This is a genomic window from Comamonas antarctica, assembly GCF_013363755.1.
GTDB lineage: Bacteria > Pseudomonadota > Gammaproteobacteria > Burkholderiales > Burkholderiaceae_C > Comamonas > Comamonas antarctica.
In genome coordinates, this window is record NZ_CP054840.1 from 1,851,610 (window position 1) to 1,869,461 (window position 17,852).

Annotated in this window: 11 protein-coding genes and 3 tRNA genes; all 14 read left to right on the forward strand. The window is 66.7% G+C overall.

Features of this window, described 5'->3' with window-relative positions:
* The first annotated feature begins 72 nt into the window (after positions 1–72).
* The 14 genes from iscR to HUK68_RS08935 all read left to right on the forward strand — a co-directional run bounded on the left by iscR (position 73) and on the right by HUK68_RS08935 (position 17,807).
* Positions 73–609 (forward strand): Fe-S cluster assembly transcriptional regulator IscR, encoded by a 537-nt coding sequence (iscR, locus tag HUK68_RS08870; RefSeq protein ID WP_159913519.1) that lies wholly within the window; start codon positions 73–75, stop codon positions 607–609.
* Between the two features lie 99 nt (positions 610–708).
* Positions 709–1,929, forward strand: coding sequence for an IscS subfamily cysteine desulfurase (locus tag HUK68_RS08875; RefSeq protein WP_175503868.1), 1,221 nt, complete (start codon positions 709–711; stop codon positions 1,927–1,929).
* Between the two features lie 55 nt (positions 1,930–1,984).
* Positions 1,985–2,383: a Fe-S cluster assembly scaffold IscU gene (gene iscU / locus HUK68_RS08880; RefSeq protein ID WP_175503869.1), complete on the forward strand. Its 399-nt coding sequence runs from the start codon at positions 1,985–1,987 to the stop codon at positions 2,381–2,383.
* Position 2,384: 1 nt separating this feature from the next.
* Complete coding sequence (gene iscA, locus HUK68_RS08885) at positions 2,385–2,708, forward strand: iron-sulfur cluster assembly protein IscA (protein ID WP_175503870.1); 324 nt, start codon at positions 2,385–2,387, stop codon at positions 2,706–2,708.
* A gap of 77 nt (positions 2,709–2,785) precedes the next feature.
* Entirely contained in the window at positions 2,786–3,304 is a 519-nt protein-coding gene (hscB, locus tag HUK68_RS08890) for a Fe-S protein assembly co-chaperone HscB (RefSeq protein WP_175503871.1), read from the forward strand.
* Positions 3,305–3,398: 94 nt separating this feature from the next.
* On the forward strand, positions 3,399–5,267 hold the full coding sequence (gene hscA / locus HUK68_RS08895) for a Fe-S protein assembly chaperone HscA (RefSeq protein ID WP_175503872.1): 1,869 nt from the start codon (positions 3,399–3,401) through the stop codon (positions 5,265–5,267).
* Positions 5,268–5,285: 18 nt separating this feature from the next.
* On the forward strand, positions 5,286–5,624 hold the full coding sequence (fdx, locus tag HUK68_RS08900) for an ISC system 2Fe-2S type ferredoxin (protein WP_175503873.1): 339 nt from the start codon (positions 5,286–5,288) through the stop codon (positions 5,622–5,624).
* A 1-nt stretch (position 5,625) separates the two neighbouring features.
* Positions 5,626–6,336 carry a DNA polymerase III subunit epsilon gene (dnaQ, locus tag HUK68_RS08905; protein WP_175503874.1) on the forward strand — a complete coding sequence of 237 codons (711 nt, stop codon included), beginning with the start codon at positions 5,626–5,628 and terminating at the stop codon, positions 6,334–6,336.
* 45 nt (positions 6,337–6,381) lie between these two features.
* Positions 6,382–6,456, forward strand: a tRNA-Val gene (locus HUK68_RS08910).
* A 30-nt stretch (positions 6,457–6,486) separates the two neighbouring features.
* Positions 6,487–6,561: transfer RNA gene (locus tag HUK68_RS08915), tRNA-Val, on the forward strand.
* Positions 6,562–6,591: 30 nt separating this feature from the next.
* A tRNA-Val gene (locus tag HUK68_RS08920) sits at positions 6,592–6,666 on the forward strand.
* Between the two features lie 388 nt (positions 6,667–7,054).
* Positions 7,055–8,599 carry a ShlB/FhaC/HecB family hemolysin secretion/activation protein gene (locus HUK68_RS08925; RefSeq protein WP_175503875.1) on the forward strand — a complete coding sequence of 515 codons (1,545 nt, stop codon included), beginning with the start codon at positions 7,055–7,057 and terminating at the stop codon, positions 8,597–8,599.
* 11 nt (positions 8,600–8,610) lie between these two features.
* A complete protein-coding gene (locus tag HUK68_RS08930; protein ID WP_175503876.1) occupies positions 8,611–17,055 on the forward strand; it encodes a two-partner secretion domain-containing protein in 8,445 nt (2,814 codons plus the stop codon).
* The gene (locus HUK68_RS08935; RefSeq protein WP_175503877.1) at positions 17,052–17,807 is read left to right on the forward strand and encodes a hypothetical protein; all 756 of its coding nucleotides are present in this window, start codon (positions 17,052–17,054) and stop codon (positions 17,805–17,807) included. Before HUK68_RS08930 ends, HUK68_RS08935 begins: the two co-directional genes overlap by 4 nt.
* Positions 17,808–17,852 lie beyond the last annotated feature (45 nt).

Here is a 17,852-nt window from a genome sequence, read left to right on the forward strand (position 1 = left end):
GACGGTGCCCACACAGGTCAAGAACCTGACTGGGTATTTCTGTAACGAACAAGCCTGACAAAGGAGCTCGCGATGCGTCTCACAACCAAAGGCCGCTTTGCGGTCACTGCCATGATCGATCTGGCACTGCGCCAGAACAACGGCCCCGTCACGCTGGCTGCCATCAGCCAGCGCCAACAGATTTCGCTGTCGTACCTCGAACAGCTGTTCGGCAAGCTGCGCCGCCACGAACTGGTCGAATCGACCCGTGGCCCGGGCGGCGGCTACACCCTGGCGCGCAAGGCGGCCGACATCACCGTCGCCGACATCATTGTCTCGGTGGACGAACCCATCGATGCGACCCAGTGCGGCGGCAAGGAAAACTGTCTGGGTGAGGCCGGCCGCTGCATGACCCACGAACTGTGGGCCGCCCTGAACCAGCGCATGGTCGAGTTCCTGGATTCGGTGACGCTGCAAAAGCTGGTCGACGAACAGATCGCCAAGGGCGTGCAGATCGAAGACAAGCCCGTGGTGCGCCGTGCGATTTCGACCGCGCCGGTGGTCAAGCCGATCCGCGTGAACGCGCCGAACTCGGTGTTCGCCCTGGGCAACGTATTCGCCAAGTCGTAATCCGCGCCCTGGATCGGTGCCGGCGCCAGGGGGCGGGGCACTGAAAGAGGTGTAGAAAAATTTCGTTTTTTGCCAGCCAGACATTGCATTGAGCCAGCCATGGACATGACCCCGCACTTCCCCATTTATCTCGACTACGGCGCTACCACGCCGGTGGACCCGCGCGTGGTCGATGCCATGATTCCGTGGTTGCGCGAGCACTTCGGCAATGCGGCATCGCGCAGCCATGCCTGGGGTTGGGAAGCCGAGGAAGCCGTGGAGCGTGCGCGTGGCCATGTGGCCGCGCTGATCAATGCCGATCCGCGTGAAATCGTCTGGACCAGCGGCGCAACCGAATCCGACAACCTGGCGATCAAGGGCGCGGCCCATTTCTACCAGGGCAAGGGCAAGCACCTGATCACGGTGAAGACCGAGCACAAGGCGGTGCTCGACACCATGCGCGAACTCGAGCGCCAGGGCTTTGAAGTCAGCTATCTGGACGTGCAGGAAAACGGCTTGCTGGACCTCGAGGTCTTCAAGGCCGCGATCCGCCCCGACACCATTCTGGCCAGCGTCATGCTGGTCAACAACGAGATCGGCGTGGTGCAGGACATTCCCCGCATCGGCGCGCTGTGCCGTGAGAAGGGCATCATTTTCCACGTCGACGCGGCCCAGGCCACGGGCAAGCTGCCGATCGACATGGCCACGCTGCCCGTCGACCTGATGAGCCTCACGGCGCACAAGACCTACGGCCCCAAGGGCATCGGCGCGCTGTATGTGCGCCGCAAGCCGCGCGTGCGCCTCGAAGCGCAAATGCACGGCGGCGGCCATGAGCGCGGCATGCGCTCGGGCACGCTGGCGACGCACCAGATCGTCGGCATGGGCGAGGCCTACCGCATCGCCAAGCTCGAGATGGACCAGGACATCGCCAAGGCGCGCCGCCTGCAGGCCCGCCTGCTCGACGGCCTCAAGGATATCGAACAGGTGTTCGTCAACGGCGACATGACGCAGCGCGTGCCGCATTACCTGAACATCAGCTTCAACTATGTCGAAGGCGAGTCGCTGATCATGGGCATCAAGGGCCTGGCGGTGTCGTCGGGTTCGGCCTGCACGTCGGCGAGCCTGGAACCCAGCTATGTGCTGCGCGCCCTGGGCCGCAGCGACGAGTTGGCGCACAGCAGCCTGCGCATGACCATCGGCCGTTTCACGACCGAGGAAGAAATCGACTACGCGATCGGCACCATCCGCACCAACGTCGAGAAGCTGCGCGAACTCAGCCCGCTGTGGGAGATGTACCAAGACGGCGTCGACATCAGCAGCATCCAGTGGGCGGCCCACTGAACGGCACCGCCGGCACGACCCGTTCCACGATTGAAGATTTGAAGAGGTAGACATCATGGCTTATTCCGAAAAAGTGGTAGACCACTATGAAAACCCCCGCAATGTGGGTTCGTTCGACAAGGGTGACGGTTCGGTCGGCACCGGCATGGTGGGCGCGCCCGCCTGCGGCGACGTGATGAAGCTGCAGATCAAGGTGAATCCCGAAACCGGCGTGATCGAAGACGCGCGTTTCAAGACCTATGGCTGCGGCTCGGCCATCGCGTCGTCGTCGCTGGTCACCGAATGGGTCAAGGGCAAGACGCTCGACCAGGCGGCGGCGCTGAAGAACAGCGAGATTGCCGAAGAACTGGCACTGCCTCCCGTCAAGGTGCACTGCTCCATCCTCGCGGAAGACGCGATCAAGGCCGCAGTGAACGATTACCGCGCCAAGCACGCTGCGGTGGCGGCTGCCTGAGATGGCCATCTCGCTCACCGAGGCCGCGGCCCGGCATGTGAGCCGCTACCTGTCCCGAAGGGGCAAGGGGCTCGGCGTGCGTCTGGGTGTCAAGACCACTGGTTGCTCGGGCCTGGCCTACAAGCTCGAGTATGTCGATGACCAGGCGCCCGAGGACATCGTGTTCGAGAACCACGGCGTCAAGGTCATCATCGATCCCAAGAGCCTGGCCTATATCGATGGCACCGAGCTGGACTTCGTGCGCGAAGGCCTGAACGAAGGCTTCAAGTTCAACAACCCCAACGAGCGTGACCGCTGTGGTTGTGGAGAAAGCTTCCGCGTCTGAGGGCGCTGGGCGCCGGCGACTTTTTTCCCGTACCGAACGACCGCCACCACTTGCCGTGCTGGCGGTTTTTTCTTGATATGAATCTTCAATCCGACGACTTCGAACTCTTTGCCTTGCCCGCGCGGTTCGCGCAAGACCGTGCGCTGATCGACAGCCGCTGGAAGGAGCTCCAGCGCGAAGCCCACCCTGACCGGTTTGCGGCGCAGGGCGCAGCCGCGCAGCGCGTGGCAATGCAGTGGTCGGTGCGCATCAACGAGGCCTACCAGCGCCTCAAGGATCCGCTCAAGCGCGCGGCCTATCTGTGCGAGCTGCGCGGCGCGCCGCTGCGCGCCGAGGACAACACGGCCATGCCGGCGGCGTTCCTGATGCAGCAGATGGAGTGGCGCGAGGCGCTTGAAGAAGCGCAGACCGAAGCCGATGTCGATGCATTGGATGACGAGGTCGGCGCGGCGCGCCGCGGGCTGCTGGCCGAATGCGCGCGCCTGCTCGACGAAGCCGATGACCCGGCGGGCGCGGCCCAGCAGGTGAGAGCCCTTATGTTTGTTGCACGTTTTGCGCGCGACATCGAGTCGCGCCGAGAGCAACTGCAACAATAGGCATCACTGCGGGCGGCATTGACGCATCCGCTGTTTCCCTGGAAGGCGCGAACTGCAGAGGCAGGCGCCTGCATCCCATTTTTCGAGAGTTCCCATGGCGCTTTTGCAGATTTCAGAACCCGGCCAATCCCCCGATCCGCACCAGCGGCGCATTGCGGTGGGCATTGACCTGGGCACGACCCATTCACTGGTGGCCGCGGTGCGCAACGGCGTCGCCGAGTGCCTGCCCGATGCGCAGGGCCGGGTACTGCTGCCGTCGATCGTGAGCTATGCCGAGCAGGGCAAGCGCCTGATCGGCGACGCGGCCGTGGCGGCGCAAAGCACCGATCCGCAGAACACCATTGTCTCGGTCAAGCGTTTCATGGGCCGCGGCCTGGCCGATGTGGCCGACGCGCAGAATCTGCCTTACGAATTCGTGCGCGAAGCCGGGCAGGGCGGCATGGTGTCCTTGCAGACGCGCGCCGGCGTGAAGACGCCCGTCGAGATCAGCGCCGAGATTCTCGCCACGCTGCGCTTTCGCGCCGAAGACAGCTTCGACGACGATCTCTATGGCGCGGTCATCACCGTGCCCGCGTACTTCGACGATGCCCAGCGCCAGGCGACCAAGGATGCGGCCCAACTCGCCGGTATCCACCTGCTGCGCCTGATCAACGAGCCGACTGCGGCGGCCATTGCCTATGGGCTGGACAATGCCAGCGAAGGCGTCTATGCGGTCTACGACCTCGGCGGCGGCACGTTCGACATCTCCATCCTGCGCCTCACGCAAGGCGTGTTTGAGGTCATCGCCACGGGCGGCGACTCGGCGCTGGGCGGCGACGACTACGACGCCGCGCTGGTGCAGTGGGTGCTGGAGCAGCGCGGCGCGCAGGCGCAGACGGCCGAAGACAAGGCCGCACTGCGGCTGGCCGCACGCCGCTGCAAGGAAGCGCTCACGGATGCGCCTGGTGCGGTCTTCCGCGCCGAGCTGGCCTCTGGCGTGCTGGAGCTCGAAGTCACGCGCGCCCAGTTCGATGCGGTGACGCAGGCGCTGACCGCGCGTTCGCTGGCCGCCGTGCGCCGTGCGCTGCGCGATGCCGATCTTGCCAAGGATGAAGTGCAGGGCGTGGTCATGGTCGGCGGCTCGACGCGCATGCCGCAGGTGCAGTCTGCCGTGGGCGATTTCTTCGGCCAGACGCCGCTGACCAATCTGAACCCCGATGAGGTGGTGGCGCTGGGCGCGGCCATCCAGGCCAACCAGCTCGCGGGCAACAGCGCGTCGGGCGACCTGCTGCTGCTGGACGTGATTCCATTGTCGCTGGGCGTGGAGACCATGGGCGGCCTGGTCGAGCGCATCGTCGCGCGCAATGAAACCATTCCCACGGCGCGTGCGCAGGATTTCACGACCTATGTCGACGGCCAGACCGCGCTGGCGATCCATGTGGTGCAGGGCGAGCGCGACCTGGTGGCCGACTGCCGCAGCCTGGCGCGCTTCGAGCTGCGCGGCATCCCGCCCATGGCGGCGGGTGCGGCGCGCATCCGCGTGACCTTCACCGTCGATGCCGACGGCCTGCTGTCGGTGGGCGCGAAGGAGCAGATCAGCGGTGTCGAGGCGCATATCGACGTCAAGCCCTCGTATGGTCTGTCGGACGATCAGATCGCGCGCATGCTGCAGGAAGGCTTCGCCACGGCCAGCGAGGACATGCAGGCGCGTGCACTGGTCGAAGCGCGTGTCGACGCCGACCGCATGCTGATTGCCACGCAAAGCGCGCTCGATGCCGATGGCGACGTGCTCACGGCGCCCGAGCGCGAGGCCATCGACGGCCTGATGGCGGCCTTGCGCGAACAGCAGCAGTCGAGCGACCCGGCCGTGGTCGAGGCCGCCACGCAGGCGCTGGCCAAGGGCACCGAAGCCTTTGCAGCGCAGCGCATGAACCGCGGTATCGTGCAGGCCCTGGCGGGCAAGAACGTCCACAGCATTTCCTGATTTCGAAGAAAAGAACCCATGCCTGTCATCAAAATACTGCCCCACGCCGAATACTGCCCGCAGGGCGCCGAACTGCAAGCGCCCGCGGGCACGTCGATCTGTGAGGCACTGCTCGACAATGGCATCAACATCGAGCACGCCTGCGACATGAGCTGCGCCTGCACCACCTGCCATGTGATCGTGCGCGCCGGCTTCAACTCGCTCAACGAGGCCGAGGAAGAGGAAGAAGACCTGCTCGACCGCGCCTGGGGTCTTGAGCCGCTGTCGCGCCTGAGTTGCCAGGCCATCCTGGCCCAGGACGACGTGACGGTGGAAATCCCCAAGTACTCGATCAACCACGCCAAGGAAAACCACTGAGATGTCGCGCCAGATCGTCCTTGATACCGAAACCACGGGCCTGTCGGCCGAGAACGGCGACCGGATCATCGAACTCGGCTGTGTGGAGCTGCTCAACCGCAAGCTCACCGGCAACAACCTGCACATGTACTTCAACGCCGGGCGCGACAGCCATGAAGACGCGCTGCGGGTGCACGGCATCACCACCGAGTTCCTCAAGGACAAGCCGCGCTTCGAGCAGCAGGTCGAGCAGATCCTCGGCTACCTGCAGGGCGCCGAGATCATCATCCACAACGCGCCGTTCGACGTCGGCTTCCTGAACAAGGAGCTCGAGCGCGCGGGCAAGCCGCCGCTGCGCAGCTGGGTCGATGGTGTCATCGACACCCTGGCGATGGCCAAGGAGCGCTACCCCGGCAAGCGCAATTCGCTCGATTCGCTGTGCGACCGTCTGGGCGTCGACAACTCGGGACGCACGCTGCACGGCGCGCTGCTCGACGCGGAACTGCTGGCCGATGTCTACATCAATCTCACGCGCGGCCAGGACGCGCTGCTGATCAGCGACGACGCGCAAGAGGATGATTCGGGCCTGCCTATCGTCGCGCTGGACCTGCGCAGCATCGTGCTGCCGGTCATCCGGGCGAGCGAGCAGGAGTGCGCGGAGCACGAAGCCGTGCTGGCGCAGATCGACAAGGCCAGCGGCGACAAAACAATTTGGCGCCACATGGCCGGATAGGTCGAAAAGCTGTGCCATAATTTAGGTCTTGTCGCAGTAACGACAGGGCGATTAGCTCAGCGGTAGAGCACTGCCTTCACACGGCAGGGGTCACATGTTCGATCCATGTATCGCCCACCAATTTCGAGGTCTGGTTCCGGCCGGATGCTCGGGTGATTAGCTCAGCGGTAGAGCACTGCCTTCACACGGCAGGGGTCGCAGGTTCAAACCCTGCATCACCCACCATTTTCGAGTTTCGGTTCCGTCCGGATACTCGGGCGATTAGCTCAGCGGTAGAGCACTGCCTTCACACGGCAGGGGTCACATGTTCGAACCATGTATCGCCCACCAATCAAAACCCTCTTGGATCCCGATCCAAGAGGGTTTTTTATTGCCTGCATTGATCGCGGCCTCGATCGAACGCCAGGGTATGTCACTGATTACCACGATGTAAATCCTTACAGTTAAAACGTTTTGATTTACAACATTTGATATTGATCAAAACTATTCAAATCCAAACCTCATCAGTAAGATTCAGATCGTTTCAATAGGTAACCTGCAGTAAGCGTGGGTTGTGGCGGACATGACTTCCTTTCTGCAGAGCTTGCGCAGCAATGCACCGTGGCTGGCGGCGGTGTGGCCCGTATTGGCCTTGATGCCCGGGGCATGGGCCCAGGATGCTCCTCAGGTGACGCCTCGGGACTTGCGGCCCGCGCCGTCCGCAGCGCCACCGGCAGCAGTGCCACGCCCTGCGCCCGCGACCGCGCCTGCGGGTGCCGAGAATCTGTTCGTGCGCCTGGCCGATATCGAACTCATCGATGGTTTCCCAGAATTCTCGGCGGCTTCGCGCGCGCTGATCGCGCCCATGCTGGACCGGCGGCTCAGCGTCGCCGATTTCTACCAGCTGGCCGAAGCCATCGAGCAGTTGTACCGCGATGCCGACTATGCGCTGATCCGAGTGACCGCGCCGCCGCAGCAGCTGCGCGATGGCGGCACGCTGCAGCTGATGGTGGTTGATGGCTTCATCGAGAAAGTGGACCTGTCGGCCGTGCCGGAGGCGTCGCGGGCCGTTGTCGAATCCCTGCTGGCGCCGCTCGAAGGTCGGCGCCGGCTGCGCAATGAGGAGCTCGAGCGTGCGCTGACCCTTGCCGGCCGTGTGCCGGGATTGAGCCTGCGCAGCGCGCTGGCGGCCGGACTGCAGCCGGGAGGCGTGGTGCTCGCGGTCGAAGGCCGCTTCAGTGCGCTGATGGGGTCGCTGTCCATCGACAACCGCCTTTCCGACACCCTCGGTCCCTGGGAATCGGCCTTGCAGGTGCGGCTGAACCAGCCGTTTGGCCGGGGCGAGCAGTTCTATGGCTATTTCGCCGGTGGGGTGAACCCCGCGCGCCTGTTGCACAGCAACGCGCCGCGGCGTGTCGCGGGCGGCGGGGTCATCCTTCCTCTGGGAGTCAATGGCCTGGCGCTCAACCCGGAGTACACGCTCTCGGACACCAACACGCCTGCGCAGTTCTTTTTGCCGCCCACGCGCAGCGAGTTCGAGCGCGCCACGCTGCGTTTGAGCTATCCGCTGGTCATGCAGCGTGGCAATGAACTCAACATCACCGGTGCCTTCGAGGTGGCCAACCAGCGCAACTCCGCGCCGGACTTCGGTGTCTTGCTCAACGAAGACCGGCTGCGCGTGCTGCGCGCGAGTGCCGACTGGAGCTACGCCACGGGACCCGCGGCCCTGCGCATGAGCGGCACCTTGTCGCGGGGACTGGACGCGTTGGGCGCCCGCACCGAAGCCGACGCCGTTGCTTCCGGCGTGCCCTTGTCGCGCTTCGGTGCCACGCCGGCTTTCACCAAGCTGGAATTGGGCGCGGCATTCGCTGCGCCGCTGGCTGCGGGGCTGCAGTCGCGCTCCATCCTGCGTGCGCAGAAGGCATTCAACGTATTGCCCAGCGCCGAATTGTTCAGCCTCGAAGGCGAGGATGCGTTGTCGACGTTCACCGCCGGCGCCTTGTCGAACGACAGCGGCTGGACGCTGCGCCAGGAGTTTGCGCGTCCGGTCGGATGGGCCATCGGCGGGCAGGAGCTGCCACTGGCTCCCTATGTTTTCTTTGCCGGCGGCAAAGCCCGTCCAAAAGTGGGGTTGCCGGCCAATGGTTTCAGCCGATCGTATGGCGTGGGCTTGAGAGCCGCGCTCGGCCCGGTGTCTTTGTCCATGGAGTGGGGGCGGCGCACGACTCAGCCCAGTGCCCTGAATGACACCCAGTTCTTCGTGAAAGGCCAGGTGCAATTTTGAAGCGCTCCACCATGTTCCGTCTGCGGCGCACCGTTGTCTGGCCGGTCATCGCCACGCAGGCCGCGATGGCCATTCCCATGCCGCTGCTCGCGCAGACGCTTCCGTCGGGCGGCCGTGTCACGGCGGGCCAGGCCTCCATCGGCCTGCCGGCGAACGGATCGCTGCTCATCAACCAGGCCAGCCAGCGCGCCGCCATTCGCTGGAATGATTTCAGCATCGGGCAAGGCAACAGCGTGGTGTTCAAGCAGGCTGCGCCCGGGGCGTCGATATTGAACATCGTCACCGGCGGCCAGGCTTCGCAATTGGCCGGCAGCATGAATGCCAACGGCGCCGTGTTTCTGGTCAATCCCCAAGGCATCCATGTCACGCCGACGGGACGCATCGACGCCGCGGGTGGATTCGTCGCCTCGACGCTGGGACTCAGTGAAGCCGATTTCATGGCCGGGCGCCTGTCGTTCAGTGGTGCCGGTGGCGCGGTGACCAACCAGGGCCGGATCTCGACCGGAGCGGGCGGGCTGGTGGCGCTGATCGGCAGCACCGTGAGCAACAGCGGCACCGTGATGGCGCCCCTGGGGAAGGTTGGCCTGGGCGCGGCCCAGGCGGCGACGCTGGACTGGTCGGGGGACGGCTTCCTGCAGGTCACCTTGCCATCGGATGCCACCACGGCCGACGGACAGGCGCTGGTCACGAACAGCGGCACCATCCAGGCCGAGGGCGGCCTGGTCACGCTCCAGGCCGCGACCGTGGCCCAGGCGGTGCGCAATGCGGTGAACATGCCGGGCAGCATCAGTGCGCGCAGCGTCTCGGGCCGCAACGGCGCGATCGTGCTCGATGGCGGAGCCGGCGGCGCGACGCAGGTGGCGGGGCGGCTCGATGTCTCGGCCAGCGCCGACGCGGCCAGCGCCGGCCGCATCGACATCACGGGCCAGTCCGTGGCCCTGCAGGGCGCGGTTCTGGACGCCAGCGGCAACCAGACCGGCGGCACGGTGCGCATCGGCGGCGGGTTCCAGGGCGGCAAGGCCCAGGTCGATCCGGCTGCGCCGCTGGCGCTGGCCTTCGGCCAGGCGATCCAGGCGCCGGCGCTGAACAGCGCCCAACAGACCAGCGTCGATTCGGCGAGCAGCATAGACGTGTCGGCCCGCGGCGCCGAAGGCCGTGGCGGCAGCGCGGTGGTCTGGAGTGAGTCAAGCACCGCAATGCAGGGCCAGGTCGTCGGCACGGGCGCGGCTTCTGGCGGCGCGGTGGAAATATCCTCGGCTGCCAAGGTGCAGACGGTGGCGCTGGACAAGCTGAAGCTGGGCCCAGGCGGCCAGATTCTGCTGGATCCGCAGGATATCCAGATCAATGCGCGCTACAAGGACCCGGCCACCACGACCTTTCTGACGGACGACGACATCCGCTCGCTGCTCAACGCGGGGACCACGGTCAATCTCCAGGCCAACCAGGACATCGACTGGAACAACGGCTTCCTGTTCGTGGCCAAGAATTCGGGCGTGGCGCGTGCGGGCGACCTGAATCTGGTGGCGGGCCGCCAGATCGACGTGCAGGGCGCGTTCAGCACCGCCGATGGCGACTGGAGCATGACGGCCAACGCGCCTGCGCTGGTGGACGCGCAACGCGGCGCCGGCTTCGGCGGCATCCAGTTGCTGCAAGCCCAGTTCCTCAATGACAACGGCAAGCTCCCATTGCGCGTCGCCGACGGCGCGGGCAACAGCGAACGGCAGGCCGGCAGCATAGGCATCGGAAAATTCAGCGGCAAGGGCCTGAGCGCCAGCATCGACCCCTCGGTGCCGGATGCCGACGGCGCGCGCATCCTGCTCTACCACGATGTCGATGTGGCCGAGGGCATCCAGCTCACGGGCAACCTGCAGACCGCCTCGCAAGGCGCGGGCGGCAGCACGCTCACGCTGCGCGGTGCCACGGTCGATTGGACCAACGAGACCAGCGGCGGCCGCTACCGCGGCGGCATCGTCCAGTTCATCGAGAACGGGCAGGTCACGCGCATCGGCAAGGGCGGCGCCGGCGCCGACGCGACCCGGCTGGAACTGGGCAGCGCGGACAGCTACAGCCGCACCTATGGCGACGCCGATCCCTCGGCGTATGCCCTGGGGGCCTTGCAGCTTAAGCAGGCCGCGCACAACGTCACTGCGGCCGGCGCGCCGCTGGGCGAGGTGCTGGCTGCAGGCTCGCTGAACGTCTCCGGACCCGGGGTCGCGGCAAATGCGGGAAGCCATAGCCTGACGCTTTCCGCCAATCCATCCGTGGCTTTCAAGCCCGTGGAGTACAACGATGAAGGCACTGCGGTCAGCGGCGCGGCCGGCGGCTATTTCATCGACCTGCGCCCTGGCACGGTGGCGCTGAACGTGGACAAGCGCGTGGTGACTCCCACGGTGCTCAACCCCAGCTACGTCTATGGTTCGCCATCCGCTGCCGTGGGCCTTGGCAACGTGGTGAACGGCGATGCGCTGGCGCCCGTGGCCACGCTGGGCAGCAGCACGGGCGTGGCGATGTCCGCCATCGGGGCCGGCTACGGTTTTGGAGCCCGCGTCGGCGCGGGCACCCATGCCTACACGCTCACCGGGCTGGCCGGCGCCGCAGCCGGCAACTATTCGCTCGATCTGAGCCGCGGCATCGGCGGCTTGATCAGCATCGCACCCAAGCCCGTCACGTTCTTCGGGTCCAGCGCCAGCCAGGTCTATGGCGACGCGTTCACGCCGCTGACCATGTACCTCGATGGCGTGCTGCCCGGCGACGCGGTGGCGGCCGGTACGCAGGCGCTGCGGGCGCTGGACGTGAAGGCGGCCGGCGGCAGCGGCATGCGCTCGGCAGGTACCTATGCGGTCGACGTGACCTCCCTGGAGGGCGCGCAGGCCGGCAACTACAGCCTGGCCGCGAGCGGCAATGGCGCACCGGTGCTGACCATCACCCCGCGCCCGCTGACCTACGGCGTATCCGGGCAGGTCAACAGCACCTATGGCACGGCGGCCACGGGCTTGCCCACGGCCAGCTTGGGCAACGTGGTTGCGGGCGACCTGATCACCGGCAATCTCGCGGCATTCGACTGGCAAGGTGCGCATGACATAGAGGACCGCACCCGCGCCGGCAGCTACGCGCTGGGAGTGCGCAGCTTCTCGGGTGCGGGTTCGGACAACTACCAGGTCGCGGCCAGCGGCAATGTGGCCGGCCAGCTGGACGTGGCGCCCAAGCCCATCCACTTTGCCGGCGCCGAGTCGACGCAGGTCTACGGGCAGTCCACACTGCCGTCGCCAGGCCTGGCCGGGACGCTGCCGGGCGACGACGTGCGGCCAGGCGCGCAGCAGCTGAACATGTTCTTCGCCGCCAATCCGGGCGAGAGCGGCGCGCTGCCGATCGGCACCTACCAGGTGGGCCTGTCAGGCCTTGCGGGGAACGATGCCGCCAACTACGTGCTGCAGTCCGGCGGCAACACGCCCAACAGCGTGGCCATCACGCCGCGGCCGCTGACGTTCACGCTCGGCGGCGGTTCGTCGAACACGACCTACGGCACGGCACCCGTGCTGCCGGATTTCACGTTGTCGAACATCGTCGAGGGCGACCGCATTTCGGGCAGCGTGGCCGCGTTTCGCGTCGGCGTCGCCTATGCGCCCGGCGCGAAGACACCGGCCGGCAGCTATGCCTGGGGCGTCGATGGGCTCACCGGTCTGGGCGCGGGCAACTATGTGGTGTCGTTTGCGGGCAGTTCGCTGTTTCCGCTGACGGTCGCGCCCAAGCCGGTCACCTGGCAGGTCGCCAGCGGCACGGCGGTCTATGGCGATGCGCTGTCCAATGCCACCGCGCTGAGCGGTGTGCTGGCGGGCGATGACGTCAGCGCCCAGTTGCAGGCCATCGATGGCAGCGGCAGTACCGTCGGCCGGCCGGTGGTGGGCAGCGCCTACACCGCCGCGGTAACCTCGCTGGGCGGCGGCGCCAGCGGCAACTATGCGCTGCAGGCCAGCGGCAATGCCGCGGGCGGCCTGGTCATCACGCCGCGGCCCGTGGGCTACAGCGTGGCCGATGTCGGCGTCACCTATGGCAATCTGGCGACGGCTGGCGCCATCACGCTCACCAACGTGGTTCCCGGCGAAACGCTCAATCCCACGCTGGCCATCCGCGCCAGCGGCGGCGGGCTGGTGACGCTCACCGAACGCACCGATGCCGGCCAGTACCAGCAGCAGGTGACGGCGCTGGGCAATGCCAACTACATGCTGGCTGGCACCGGCAACCTGCCCGGGGTGCTGAGCATCGCTCCCAGGGCCTTGACCTATGCGACGCCCGACATCACCAGCATCTATGGCGATGTTGCCGACCTGTCGGCGCGTGGCAGTCTGGCCGGCTTGCTGTCTGGCGACGACGTGCGCGCCGGTGCCACCGTGCGCAGCTCGATCTACAGCCAGCCGTGGGACGCCGGCACCTACGCGGACATCTTCCGTGTCGGCGGCCTCGAAGGCGGCAAGGCCGGCAACTATGTGCTGAGCGATGCCGGTTCGAGGCTGGGCACGCACACCATTCTTCCGCGACCACTGACCTATGCGGTGCAGGTCCGCTCGAATGGCAGCCTGGGCCAGGACTACATCTACGGTGATCTGCGGACGTACTTCGGCATCGCGCCGTTCGACGCCTCGAGCGTGCTCAGCGGCGTGCTGAACGATGATCGCTTGCGCGTGGCCATGCAGCCCACGGCGCCGGCGCTGAGGTTGTCGAACGGCGGCAATTACGTCGTCGGTTCCTATACCTGGGGCCGGGGCGCATTGTCCGGCGACAAGGCCGGCAACTACGTGCTTGCCGACGGCGGCCATACCGACTTCACGCTCAACATCCGGCCGCGCGACGTCGACATCCGCTTCGGCCTGTGGCGCGAGGCCACGCCGGTCAGCAGTCTGCAGTACGGCAATACCGTCGCCACGACGCTGCAGATGTACAACACGTTCCTGGGCGGCGACGATGTCTACGGATTCGCGGCCGTCGCCGCGGGCGGCATCGAGCTCACGAGCGTCCCGAGCCGGCTTGCGGTGGGCGCTTACAGCGTTGGCTTGCTGGGCAATGCGCTGGGCGGGGCGGACGCCGCCAACTACCGTGCCCACGTGACTCCGTTCAAATTCGAGGTCACGCCCAAGCCGCTGGCCGCGCAGCTCGATGCATCGCGCAGCACCTACGGCACGCAGGCCGTGGTGTCCACGCCGCGGCTTTTCGGCGTGGTCGAGGACGATGAGGTGTCGGGGCTGGTCACGGTCACGAACGGCGCGGGCGCGTCGCTGACGCTTGCGCCACGCACCGATGCGGGCACGTATGGCACGGCCATCACCGGCCTGGCCGGCGCGGCCGCGGGCAACTATTACCTCGAGACGCGCAATCAGCCTGCGGGCTACAACTTCAGCAGCGTCCACACCATCGACAGGAAACAGCTGGGCTACAGCCTTGCCACTGGCGACCTGAACCGGACCTATGGCGACTACATCGCACTGCCCGGCATGCTTTCCGGTGTGCTGGCTGGCGACGCGGTGGCCGTGACGCCGACCGCCACCCCGCTCGAAGCCACGGCCACCGGCAGCCTCGCGGCCCGGGACCTGAGCCAGCTACCGATGCTCGATGCGGGGCGCTACAGCTACACCGGCGTGCTATCCGGGGCCAGCGCCGGCAACTACAGCGTTGCCGCGCTCGGCACACTGGTGGTCAACAAACGCGTGGTGACTGCGGACTTCGGCGTCGGACAACGGACCTACGGCACCTATCTGCCACTGCAGGTGAGCTTCGACAACGTGGTGCCGGGCCAGCAATTGGGTTTCCTCGAGCAGGACCCCACCCGGTATTCCGAGCGCACGCCCGCAGGGCGCTATTTCGACTACCTGACGCTCTCGGGCAGCACCGCGCCCAACTACACCCTGGCCAACCCCTACCGCGAGTGGACGGTTGCGCCCAAGCCGCTGGCGGTGGCCGCCACCGCGCAGTCCAGCACCATCTACGGCACGGCCGGCAGCTTCGGCACGTTCGACGCCAGCGGGATCCTGTTCAATGACGATGTCGGCGTGCTGGTGCGCGGCCCGGGCCTGGCCGACCGGCTGGTCGCGCCGGGCGCCGACGGCCAGCTTGCAGCGCTGGCGCGGCAGAATGCGGGCAGCTACGCGTTTGCGCTGTCACTGGCCGGCTGGGGCAGCGGCAACTACCGCCTCGAAGGCCCGACCCAGGGAACGCTGAACGTCGCACCGAAGCCGCTGGCGCTGGCGGCCGAAGCCCAGCTTTCGGCGGTTTACGGATCTGCGTTCCAGGTGGGAACGCTGGGCGGCGTGCTGTCCGGCGACGATGTCGGCGTCACGGTCGCAGGCGGGCTGCCGCCGGCGCGGCTGGTGCCTGACAGCACCGGCGCTCTCGCCTACGGCGGGCGCGTCGATGCCGGCGGCTATGCATTCAGCATCGGCAACTCGCTCAGCGGCGCACAGGCCGCCAACTACACCGTTGCCGGCGGCGCGGCAGGCCAATTGACGGTCACGCCCAAGCCGGTGATCTACAGCGTCGACGACTCCAGCGGCCAATACGGCAACTTCCGCGCCTGCGACCAGTGGTCATGCAACCGCTGGGAGCCGGGTGCGCAACTGGGGCAGGCGCGGTTCGAAGGCGTGCTGCCGGGCGATACGCTCAACGGCACGGTCGGCCTGGTCGATCTCAACGGCACGCCGGGCGTGATCGACGGCACGACACCGATTGGCACGTACTTCCAGGTCGTCAACGGACTCACGGGAGCTTCGGCAGGCAATTACCGTATTGCCGCCAGCGGCAGCCGCCCGGGCATCATGACCATCGACCCGGTGTGGCTCAGCTACTCGACGACCAGCGGCGTCTACCTGCCGACGACAGGCGTGGTCGGCCAGCCGGGCGTGGCGACGATCCGCGTGGCCGGCAGGGTGGGGGCGCTCAATGGCGACCAGGTCACGCCCGTTGTGGCGCTGTTCAGCCCGAGCGGCCAGCAGATCAACGATTTCTCCGCTTACGTCCGCGACCGGTCGGCGGCGCAGCTCAATGGCGCGCGCTTCACCTACCGTGTGGTCGCGCTGCAGGGGCGCGATGCGGCGAACTACCGCATCCTCGGTGCGGATGAGATGGGCTCGCTGGACTTCTACCTCAACTCCTCGCTGGGGCTGAATTACGCCAGCACCAGCATCGCCGTGCCCAAGACCGAGGAGATCAAGCCCTTCAGCCTGCCCGAGAACCAGGAACTCAAGAACACCGTGGCCACGACCACGCTGACGCCGGACTTCGGCCGCAACATCACCATCAATGACAGCAGCGCCTCGGCCACCACGGATGGCACCAGCGGCCGCGTCGCGGGCGCGGCCAGCGCCGTCGCCGGTGCCGATGTGCAGATCGGTCCCGTCAACCTGTCGACCCAGGCCAGCGGCGCCGCCAGCGCGCTGCTGAACTACGGGGTCACGGGCGTCACGCTGCGTGCCAACGCGGGCAGCCATATCGATGTGATGATGCAGGTCGGACCGGGCTATGTGATGGCCGGCCTGCAGGCCGATGCCGCGGTGGAGGGCACGGTCGGTCCGACAAGTGCCTCGCTGGCGGCGCAGGTCAAGGTCGGGGCGTCGGCCAGCGCCGGCGCGAGCGGCTCGCTGGGCAATGGCGTGGGCGACGGCCATCTGAGCACCACCGCCACCAGCTTTGCGATCGCGCGCACCGACTACACGCTGGGCCTCAAGGACAACAAGCTGCAGCAAAGCCTGGACCTGGTGATAGGCTCGGGCGTCTCCGCGGGCGCGCGTGGCGGCATCTCCGGCAGTACCGGTGCCATCGATGCCGGCGTCACCGTCTACTCGCCGGGGTCGCTGGGCGCGAAGCTCGATATCAATGCCGGCATCAAGAACGGCGCGCTCACGGTGGGCTTTGATATCGGCGCGCAGATCGGCATTGCCGGGCTGGGCCTGAGCTTCAGCTTCAGCATCGACCCGATGGCATTTGCCGGGTCGATCGCCAACAGCGCCTTTGGCAAGGCGGTGCTCAGTGCGTTCGGCATCGATCCCAATCCCAGGAAGATCGCCGAATGGCCGCCGCGCGTGCTTGGCGCCGCCGATGCGTTGAAGAACGACCCGGTGGCGCGCTTCAAGTACCTCAGCGAGCATCCGGACTGGAAGGACTACAACACCAACAGCAGCAGTTCCACGCAGAAGGACACCGACAGCTACCTCGCCACCGCCGGCTTCTACAATGCCTACCAGGGGCTGCTGGAGCGCACGGCCAGCCTGATCACCAGGCAGGGCGAAGTGCAGGCCCGGTTCATGGAGCTGCTCAAGACCGATCCGGCCGCGGCCATCGAGTATTCGCGTTCCGGCGAGCTGGCACAGATGAAGATGGCGCAGATCGACGTGTCCTCGGACGCCAGAAAACTCGGCGTGCAGCTGGCGGTGACCGATGGCAAGGTGTCCTTTGTGAGCAGACCCCAATGAATCTCTCTTTTCCTCCCCTGCGTCTCGCGCCGGCCTTGCAGCGTCTCGGCCTGATGCTGGCGTTATCGGTGTCCTCCATGCCCTTTGTGAGCCATGCCCAGCCGGCGGTCAGCATTTCCTTCACCGGCCAGCCGACCCGCTATCTGGTGCAGTCCGAGCCCTATGTCGTGCAGGGCTTTGGCCGCGCGCGCCTGGGCATGACGTTCGATGAGGTGAAGGCGGCGATCGCGGCCGATCATCCGCAGGTCCTCCAGACCCGGGAGAAGGTCGATGCGGTCGACCGCACGCGTGCCATCGCCATCCTGGTGCCGGCGCTCGCGCCCGCGCCCGGGGCTGCCACCATCAGCTATGTATTCGGCCATCAAAGCCAGCGCCTGGCCGCGATCAATGTGGCCTGGGTGCTCGAAGGCGAGCCATCCGCCGCCCAGCGCGATGCGCTGCTGGCTGCGGGCACGCAGCTTGCCGCGACGCTGGTCGGCTACCAATGGCCGGTCGGCAGCTTCATTCGCGGCCATGTGCCCGGGCCTGGAACCCTGGTGGTGTTTTCGGGCCGCGATGCGCAGGGCGGGGGCGTGGAGGTGCGGCTCGACGGAGTGGGCCTGGCCATGGAGCAGCGCCTCGCCAGCCCCGACGCCGCGGCAAGGCCCGCCGTATGGATGCCGGCGCCTGCTGGCGCCGCGCGCCTGCGCTATTCGCTGGTGTCGCGAGTCGAGCGGCCCGACGTGTACCGGCCCGCCGCCGGCGCGTTCTGATATACCCGATCCTGGAAAGCTTCCAATGCACATCTTCCATCGTTT

Bases quoted from the DNA above. Each gene is read 5' to 3' on its own strand.
- iscR (WP_159913519.1), top strand. From the start codon at position 73: ATGCGTCTCACAACCAAAGGCCGCTTTGCGGTCACTGCCATGATCGAT.
- HUK68_RS08875 (WP_175503868.1), top strand. From the start codon at position 709: ATGGACATGACCCCGCACTTCCCCATTTATCTCGACTACGGCGCTACC.
- iscU (WP_175503869.1), top strand. From the start codon at position 1,985: ATGGCTTATTCCGAAAAAGTGGTAGACCACTATGAAAACCCCCGCAAT.
- iscA (WP_175503870.1), top strand. From the start codon at position 2,385: ATGGCCATCTCGCTCACCGAGGCCGCGGCCCGGCATGTGAGCCGCTAC.
- hscB (WP_175503871.1), top strand. From the start codon at position 2,786: ATGAATCTTCAATCCGACGACTTCGAACTCTTTGCCTTGCCCGCGCGG.
- hscA (WP_175503872.1), top strand. From the start codon at position 3,399: ATGGCGCTTTTGCAGATTTCAGAACCCGGCCAATCCCCCGATCCGCAC.
- fdx (WP_175503873.1), top strand. From the start codon at position 5,286: ATGCCTGTCATCAAAATACTGCCCCACGCCGAATACTGCCCGCAGGGC.
- dnaQ (WP_175503874.1), top strand. From the start codon at position 5,626: ATGTCGCGCCAGATCGTCCTTGATACCGAAACCACGGGCCTGTCGGCC.
- HUK68_RS08930 (WP_175503876.1), top strand. From the start codon at position 8,611: ATGTTCCGTCTGCGGCGCACCGTTGTCTGGCCGGTCATCGCCACGCAG.
- HUK68_RS08935 (WP_175503877.1), top strand. From the start codon at position 17,052: ATGAATCTCTCTTTTCCTCCCCTGCGTCTCGCGCCGGCCTTGCAGCGT.